This is a genomic window from Flavobacterium rhizosphaerae (assembly GCF_046000445.1).
Lineage (GTDB): Bacteria > Bacteroidota > Bacteroidia > Flavobacteriales > Flavobacteriaceae > Flavobacterium > Flavobacterium rhizosphaerae.
Genome location: NZ_JBELPZ010000006.1, coordinates 178,915 through 187,004, shown reverse-complemented (window position 1 = coordinate 187,004; position 8,090 = coordinate 178,915). Strand labels below are relative to the sequence as shown.

Genomic DNA, 8,090 nt, shown 5'->3' with positions numbered 1-8,090 from the left:
CCTGACGGCATAGGTTGGGACGGTACCTTTAACGGTCAGCCGGTACCCTCGGATGACTACTGGTTCCTTGTAGAATATACCGAAGGAGACCAAACCAAGGAGTTCCGTTCGCATTTTGCCATAAAGAGGTAATATTACATACAAACACTTAAACTACAAAAGGCAGCCGATTGGCTGCCTTTTATTATTTATGATAAGCTTTGAGTGACTCTATTTTAAAATGTACTAAAATGAATTTTGTTAGTGATATATAAATTTTTTGAAATAAGCGCCTTCAGGCGTTTCTGGTGCTCATCCCCCCCAATTACCTAAAGTACCGATAATAGGGATCAGGTTTTTTTTCAAATTCGGTCAGGCTGTACTCTACTTTTGGCGGAATAACAGGATAAATTTTCCGGGTAACAAGTTCATGTTCTTCCAGCTCTTTAAGCTGTACATTTAAAACCCTCCGGGACGCATCGGGAATTTTACGTTGCAGTTCGTTAGGCCTCTGGTATTCTTCATTTACGACAATAATATCTACAAGGCTAAAGAAGCGATTAAAGCATGGATGGAAAGCACAACCAGAGAATATGATATGGTAATTAAGCCGATAGGTTTTGAAGGCAATAAAAATCAGGTGTTTTTAAAACAAAGGTGTTAGGAACCTTCCCGGGGAGTCCTGTTATATTTAATTACTCTATTGAGTTTGACGGGGATTTGATACGCTCGCTGAAAATAACTACTTAATAATAAGCCTGATCAATTGAACGAATAAAAAAACCTGCAAATTAATTTTGCAGGTTTTTTTATTTTTGTGGGGAGAGCAGGATTCGAACCTGCGAAGACATAGTCAGCAGATTTACAGTCTGCCCTCGTTGGCCGCTTGAGTATCTCCCCTCAGCATGGTTATTTTGCCAATGCGGATGCAAATATAGTCTTGTTTTTGTAGTCCACAAATTTATTGTAAAGTATTTTTTGCTTGTTTTTTTAAATGCCTGAAAGCAAGTATATAAAAAAGAGCCCTAACAAAAATGCCAGGGCTCTTTTTAAATATTCTATCATATTACTTAGCCAGCAGTTCTTTTACCTTAGCTTTTAACTCTTCTCCTCTTAAATCACGGGCTACTATAACGCCGTTTTCATCAAGAACAAAAGTTGCGGGTATTCCTTCCACACCGTATTGGCGTGCTATAGGATCTTGCCAAAATTGCAGGTTAGAAACATGGTTCCATGTAAGGTTATCTTTAGCAATAGCTTCTTTCCATTTTTCGCCGTCTTTATCTAAAGAAACCCCTATAATGTTAAGCCCCTTTGGATGTAACTCTTTATACATAGCCACCACATTAGGGTTTTCGTTACGGCATGGTACACACCATGAAGCCCAGAAATCTATAATGGTAACTTTGCCCATGGCATCTTTAAGCGACATGGTTTTTCCTTCGGGGGTAGGGGCACTAAAGCTTGGCGCCGTTTTACCCACTTCAACATTCTTTTTATTTTCTTCGCTTTGCTTTTGTGCATTTAAATCCTGCTCTTTCTTATCTATAAATTCTGAAAGTTTTTTACCCATTTTGGTATTCAGCAAATCTTTATCAAGCGAATTATAAAGTTTTTTTACTTCGTCAAATGGATGATTAGGAGAATTTACAAGATTGCCTACAAAAAACAGGTTTATATAAGCCTTTGGATTTTCTTTTATGAACTTGATATTTAAATCTTCACTACGCTTGCGGAATACTTCTTCTTCTTTCATTAAGTTATTTACAGCAGCAGTATCTTTTGTCTGCATGGCCTGCATATAGGCTGCCTGTTTCTTTTTCTGAAATTCTTTCAGTTCTTCTGTAAAGCCCTTATTGATAGAATAATATTCTTCAAGCTTTTCATTATTATAAGTACCATACCTTTTAGAGTTGTGCAGGATATCTTTATCGGTTTCTATTTTTATGCTGCCGGGCTCTAAAATAAAATCTACCACATTTCCGGGCTCTTTGTCTTCAATAGCAATAAAACGCATTTCGGGTTCACTAATGGTATCTTTAAATATAAAAGTACCATTTTCTACAACAGCTGTATCGGTTGCTACATAGCCCATGCCACCTTGCTTTTGAAGAAAAACTTTTTTTCCGTTTAAGGAAGGATCTACGTTTCCTTTAATTTCATATTCATTTTCGGCCAGTGAATTGCATGCTACAATAAGAAATGAGGCTGCAAGGCCTAAAAACATATTTTTCATGTTTAAATTTTATTAATTTGTGCAAAAATAGCTAAAAAGGGGTTGTGAAATTTAAAACGCTAAAAAAGTTTTGTATCTGTCTCCGGCTGGCCTGTTGTGGTTTTGAGAGCTGTATTTTTTATACCATCAAAGCCCTTTTCTATATTGGTAAGGTTGTGGTACCCGCGCGATTTTAGTATAGATGACATAATTACCGAGCGGTAGCCCCCTGCACAATGTACATAAAGATTTTTGTTTACAGGTATTTCTGCAAAGCGCTCATTAATATCATCTAAGGGTATGTTTAATGCATTTACGACATGGCCTGTTTCAAACTCGCTTTCTTTACGGCTGTCCAAAATAACGGCATCGTTATTATTAGCTATTTCCTGTTCCAGTTGTTGCGGGGCAATACTTCTTATGCTGTCTGTTTCTTTTCCGGCTGCTACCCATGTCTCTATGCCACCATTAAGGTACCCTAACACGTTATCAAAACCTACCCTTGCCAGTCGGGTAACGGCCTCGGTTTCTTTGCCTTCGGGTATAACCAGAAGCAAAGGCTGCTTTACATCGCGTACCAGCGCGCCAACCCAGGGCGCAAACTGTCCGTTAAGTCCTATAAAAACTGACCCTGGTATGTGCTGTTTTATATACTCATCCTGATGGCGAACATCCAGCACCAGGGCACCGGTTTCATTGGCAGCCAGTTCAAACTCGTTGGATAAAAGCGGGTTTAAGGCTTTGTCCATTATAGTATCAAGGCTGTCATACCCTTTTATATTAAGTAATACATTTTGTGGGAAATAGGCCGGGGGGGTACCCAGCCCATCTAATAATTCGCTTATAAATTCCTGTCGGGTCATATTGGCCCTTAAGGCATAATTAGTTGCTTTCTGGTTGCCGAGGGTATCGGTAGTTTCTTTGCTCATGTTTTTACCACAGGCACTGCCTGCCCCATGACTTGGAAACACAATAACATCATCTGGCAGGGGCATTATTTTATTACGGAGCGAATTGTATAAGTGAGATGCCAGCACCTCCTGAGTGAGTTCTGTGCTTAATGCCTGTGCAAGGTCCGGGCGGCCTACATCACCGATAAAAAGGGTGTCGCCGGTAATAATGCCGTATATATTTTTATTGGCATCTAAAAGTAAATAGCATGTGCTTTCTAACGTGTGGCCGGGTGTGTGCAGGGCTTTTATAGTATAATCGCCTACTTTAAATTCCTGCCCGTCTTCGGCTATTATTGCATCAAACTCAGGTTTTGCAGTAGGACCATATATTATTTTTGCTCCTGATTTTTTGGCCAGGTCCAAATGCCCTGAAACAAAATCGGCATGAAAATGTGTTTCAAAAATATATTTTATCTGTGCGTTGTCTTTAGCGGCTTTATTTATATAGGGCTGTACTTCCCTAAGCGGATCAAAAATTGCAGCTTCTCCTTTGCTTTCAAGGTAATAGGCAGCCTGTGCAATGCATCCGGTGTAAATTTGCTCTACTTTCATTTTATTAGTATTTAATCTATACAAATATACCAAAAAAGAGCGTCTAAAAGGGGGGGTATGGTGCAGTAAATATATAGTTGGGTACTAAAAATCTTTCAAAATACATGTGTTACATTTAATGTAATGCCTTTAACTTTTTTTTGAATAAAATTAATAAACCGTGCTTTAACACTTATTTTTAACTTTTAAAAACTGTTAATCTTGATTAAAGAATTAATACCTGAGTGAGGTAAATTACCCTTGTATTTATTATAATCGCAATTTAATAGTTTTGTTTTTAAAAAATTATCAATATTTTAAATCAATTATTCCGGACAACTATATATATTTGTATAGTTTTTAACAACTAAAAGACAAGATAAACTAAGTTATAAATTTAAATTTATGGCAACAACTTCAAAGCCCCGTCGCAGAACGGGGATGTACGAAAACGTAATGAACCAGTTTTACAAGGCTGCAGATGTTATGGGCCTTGACCCGAGTGTTAAAAAAATATTAGCTATAACCAATAATGAAATTGTTGTGCATTTTCCTGTAAAGATGGATAATGGCGACGTTGAAGTTTTTACCGGTTACAGGGTACAGCATAATAATGCCCTTGGGCCTTATAAAGGCGGCCTGCGCTACCATGAAACGGTAGATATTGATGCAGCACGTGCACTGGCTACCTGGATGACATGGAAAACATCATTGGCCGGACTGCCTTATGGCGGTGGTAAAGGGGGAATACAACTTGACCCGAAGAAATATTCTCAGTCTGAGCTGGAAAGGATAACCCGCAGGTTTACGTATGCCCTTGGCGAAAATATTGGCCCTGAGCATGATATACCTGCGCCGGATGTTAATACTAATTCTCAAATGATGGCTTGGATTGCTGACACATATATGTCTACCAAATCGCCATCTGAGCGTAGTAAAAACCAGCATGTAGTTACCGGTAAACCGGTAGGCTCCGGCGGACTTGAAGGCCGCGACAGGGCTACAGGTTTTGGTGTGGTAGTAACTCTTGAGGCCTGGGCTAAAATGAAAGGTACTACCCTTGAAGGTAAAAAGTTTATAGTGCAGGGCTTTGGTAACGTGGGTTACTGGGCGGCACATTTTATGCACCAAAATGGCGCTATATTAGTAGGAGTGCAGGATGCTACAGGAACTATTTATAATGCTGACGGCTTAGATCCTGAAGATTTATTAAAGTACCAAAGCGAAAATGCTACCATACATGGGTATACTGACCATGATTTTGCATCGGAGAAGTTTTTTGGTATTGACTGCGATATTATTATACCGGCAGCTTTGGGTAACCAGATAACTGAGGATAATGCAGCTGATATTAAGGCTGTTGTAATAGCAGAAGGTGCTAATGGGCCTATTGATACCGAAGGTGAAACTATTTTGCTTGACAGGGGGATAGAGATTATTCCCGATATTTTATGTAATTCCGGTGGGGTAATTGGCAGTTATTATGAATGGCTGCAAAACCGTAACGGGGAAATATGGAGTATGGATGATGTGATTACCAAACTAAGAAAAAAACTGGAAGATGCTTTTGCCAAAGTAATTGCAACCTCTGCACAGTTTGGTACAGACTGGCGTACGGCAGCTTATATTGTGGCATTGACCCGTATTGAAATGGCTTACAAACAAAGGGGTATTTTTCCTTAATGGATTGATTTTTTTAAAATGTTTTATAAGAATACAGGCGCCCATAAGGGCGCCTGTATCATTTACAAATAACCTACAAAACTAACTAGTATTTTATTATCCGCCAATATAGTCTTCACTATCCGGCTGACCCTGTCCATCGCGCTGCTGCTCTTTCTGGTTGTCTCTGCGCATATTAAAACGGTAGGTGAAAGAAAGTGTTATCTGGCGTTTTCTCCACTGCATTTCGCCATAAGAGCGTAACTCTCCCGGCAAATACACTTCATTTTTCCATTTACGGCTGTTAAAAACATCCTGTACATTTACCGCTATTGTAGCTTTATCTTTTAGTATATCTTTACTTAATGCGGTATTCATACTGGCAACACCGCGCCTTTTACCCTGGGCATTGGTTTCTGCACCACGGTAATCGGCATTTACCTGCCAGTCTATCTTCCAGGGCAGGGTTATTTTACTGTTTATACGAGTAAACCAGCTATACGCTACGTTATTAAAATCCTGGTAATCCTCAAGTTGCTGCCCATTATAGGTGTAATTAAAGGTATAATCACCCTTAGTCTCATTCCTGAAGAAATTAAAGTTACTGTTTATACGCCACCATTTAAAAGGATTGTAATTAATATTAAACTCAAAACCAAAACGGTATTCCTGCGCAAGGTTTATAGGGCTTGTAACGGTAATAGGTGTGCCATCGGCTGTTTCGCCCTGCCTGGTGCGCACAAACTGAAACGTATTATCAGTAACATTAAGGTAGGCAGAAGTGCTAAAAGTTAACGTATTCCATTTGCGCATATACCCTAAATCAAACGCATTTGTCATTGCCGGGTTCAGGTCCGGGTTACCCCTGAATATATTAATGTTGCTTTGCAGCCCGCCAAATGGATTAAGAAACCGTCCGCGCGGACGGTTTATACGCCTGCTGTAGCTTAACGTTACATTACTGTTCTCTGAAAATTCGTAATTTAAAAAAGCACTTGGAAAAAAGTTATTATACCTTTTCTTGTTATAATCATTGGCATTAAGCAGGTTTACATCAATGTTTGAATCTTCCCAACGCATACCCGCCATATAAGAAAACTTGCCATATTTAGAGCCGTACTGTGCATACAGGGCATTTACCTTTTCTTTATATATTAAATGATAGGTATAGTTATCGTTGTCAATCCATGCGCCATCCTGAAGGTCCTGTACATCAAAATCGGTGTCAAGTGTTGTAAAACTGCCGCGATAACCAGCTTCAAAACGGCTTTCTTCGCTAAAGGGCAATACATAATCGGCCTGTACCACGGCCCTGTCTTCATTTTCCTTATTAAGGGTTTGCTGATAGGAATTGGTGTCCGGGTCGGTTGAACCCACTATTTCATCACTGATGTATGAATTTTCATCATCTATACTTTTGGCTACCGATACATCAACCTTAAGCTGGTGGCCATCATCGTTAAATTTCTTTAAAAAATAACTCGAATAGTTTACATTGGTATCTTTTTCATCTTCAAGGTTATAACGGAAACGGGTGTAATTAAACGTTTTATCGGCAAGGTAATAATCATAATATGTTTTGGTAGGGTTATCACCATTGCTTCTCCTAAAGTTTATGGCGTTGGTCCAGCTCAGGGTTTTGGTAAGATACCAGTCTATACCAAAATTAGCGTTAACACCACGCCTTAGGCGTTCTCTGTCACTATCTTCATTAACATATTGAGTCGTGTTTCCATTCTCGTCAAGATATTCAGAGTTTGTAAAAGACATGCCGGGGCTTTTCCTGTAATTGTATGCCAGGTTAGAAAACACATTATAATTTTCGCTCCTGTAGTTAAGGTTAGCCATTAAACCGTGGTTATCGGGCTGTCCGGTAGTTGCCGTTACCGAACCGTTAAAGCCATCGGCCTTGCCTTTTTTAAGGATGATATTTATAATACCGCCACCACCTTCGGCATCATAACGTGCAGAAGGGTTGGTTATAACTTCTACCTTGTCAACAGAATCGGCAGGTAAAAGGCGTAATACATCGGCAATGTTACTTCCGGCTAGGTTAGAGGGCCTTCCGTCTATAAGTATGGTAACGCTTTGGTTACCCCTAAGAGCCACATTACCTTCGGCATCTACGCTTATAGAAGGTACATTATCCAGCACATCGCTCACGGTACCGCCTTTAACCATCATATCATTACCAACGGTATATACCCTTTTATCAAGCTGTATATCTACCGTACTGCGTTCGGCAGTTATTTCTACCTCATTCAGCAGTGTGGCATCCGGTGCCATAGGGGTAGTGCCAAGGTTGGCATCACCGGTAACCTGTTTGGTTACCTGTACACTCTGAAAAGAAATAAAATCATATTTAAAAATATAAGTACCGGGGTCTACAGTAACGGTGTAAACACCTTCTCCGTTGGTCATGCCGCCGGTTACAGTGGAATTATCACCCGGGTTTAAAAGGGTTACGGTTGCAAATTCTAAGGGCAGTTTGGTATCCTGCTCAATCACTTTTCCGGTTACGGTTGCTTTTTTGCCGTTATTATTTTGGGCAAAACCCGTTACTGCGGAAAATAAAAAGGTCAGTAAGACAAATGTCTGAAATCTTCTCATGTAAAAAATTTTAATATAGCTTTGGTGATCATTATGGGGTATAGGACTGCGAAAAACGGCAAAGGTTTCATGCGGGGATATTAATATTATGTTAAACATTTAAAAAAATATTCTTACATTATTGTTTGTCTGTAAGTTAA

The 8,090-nt window shown here is 39.5% G+C and carries 6 protein-coding genes and 1 tRNA gene; 2 read left to right on the top strand and 5 right to left on the bottom strand.

The window, feature by feature from the left end:
- The first annotated feature begins 9 nt into the window (after nucleotides 1-9).
- Nucleotides 10-132 carry a T9SS type B sorting domain-containing protein gene (locus ABS766_RS08265; RefSeq protein WP_408084661.1) on the top strand — a complete coding sequence of 41 codons (123 nt, stop codon included), beginning with the start codon at nucleotides 10-12 and terminating at the stop codon, nucleotides 130-132.
- 172 nt (nucleotides 133-304) lie between these two features.
- On the opposite strand, the gene ABS766_RS08260 is transcribed toward ABS766_RS08265, so the two are convergent.
- From ABS766_RS08260 to ABS766_RS08245, 4 genes are all read right to left on the bottom strand, one after another.
- Nucleotides 305-466: a winged helix-turn-helix transcriptional regulator gene (locus tag ABS766_RS08260; RefSeq protein WP_408084660.1), complete on the bottom strand. Its 162-nt coding sequence runs from the start codon at nucleotides 464-466 to the stop codon at nucleotides 305-307.
- A gap of 331 nt (nucleotides 467-797) precedes the next feature.
- Nucleotides 798-879 (bottom strand) — tRNA-Tyr (locus ABS766_RS08255).
- Nucleotides 880-1,045: 166 nt separating this feature from the next.
- On the bottom strand, nucleotides 1,046-2,215 hold the full coding sequence (locus ABS766_RS08250) for a redoxin domain-containing protein (RefSeq protein WP_408084658.1): 1,170 nt from the start codon (nucleotides 2,213-2,215) through the stop codon (nucleotides 1,046-1,048).
- A 59-nt stretch (nucleotides 2,216-2,274) separates the two neighbouring features.
- A complete protein-coding gene (locus ABS766_RS08245) occupies nucleotides 2,275-3,699 on the bottom strand; it encodes an MBL fold metallo-hydrolase (RefSeq protein ID WP_408084657.1) in 1,425 nt (474 codons plus the stop codon).
- Between the two features lie 384 nt (nucleotides 3,700-4,083).
- Between ABS766_RS08245 and ABS766_RS08240 the strand changes: the two genes are divergently transcribed.
- The gene (locus tag ABS766_RS08240) at nucleotides 4,084-5,361 is read left to right on the top strand and encodes a Glu/Leu/Phe/Val family dehydrogenase (protein ID WP_408084656.1); all 1,278 of its coding nucleotides are present in this window, start codon (nucleotides 4,084-4,086) and stop codon (nucleotides 5,359-5,361) included.
- A gap of 96 nt (nucleotides 5,362-5,457) precedes the next feature.
- On the opposite strand, the gene ABS766_RS08235 is transcribed toward ABS766_RS08240, so the two are convergent.
- A complete protein-coding gene (locus tag ABS766_RS08235) occupies nucleotides 5,458-7,950 on the bottom strand; it encodes a TonB-dependent receptor domain-containing protein (protein ID WP_408084655.1) in 2,493 nt (830 codons plus the stop codon).
- Nucleotides 7,951-8,090 lie beyond the last annotated feature (140 nt).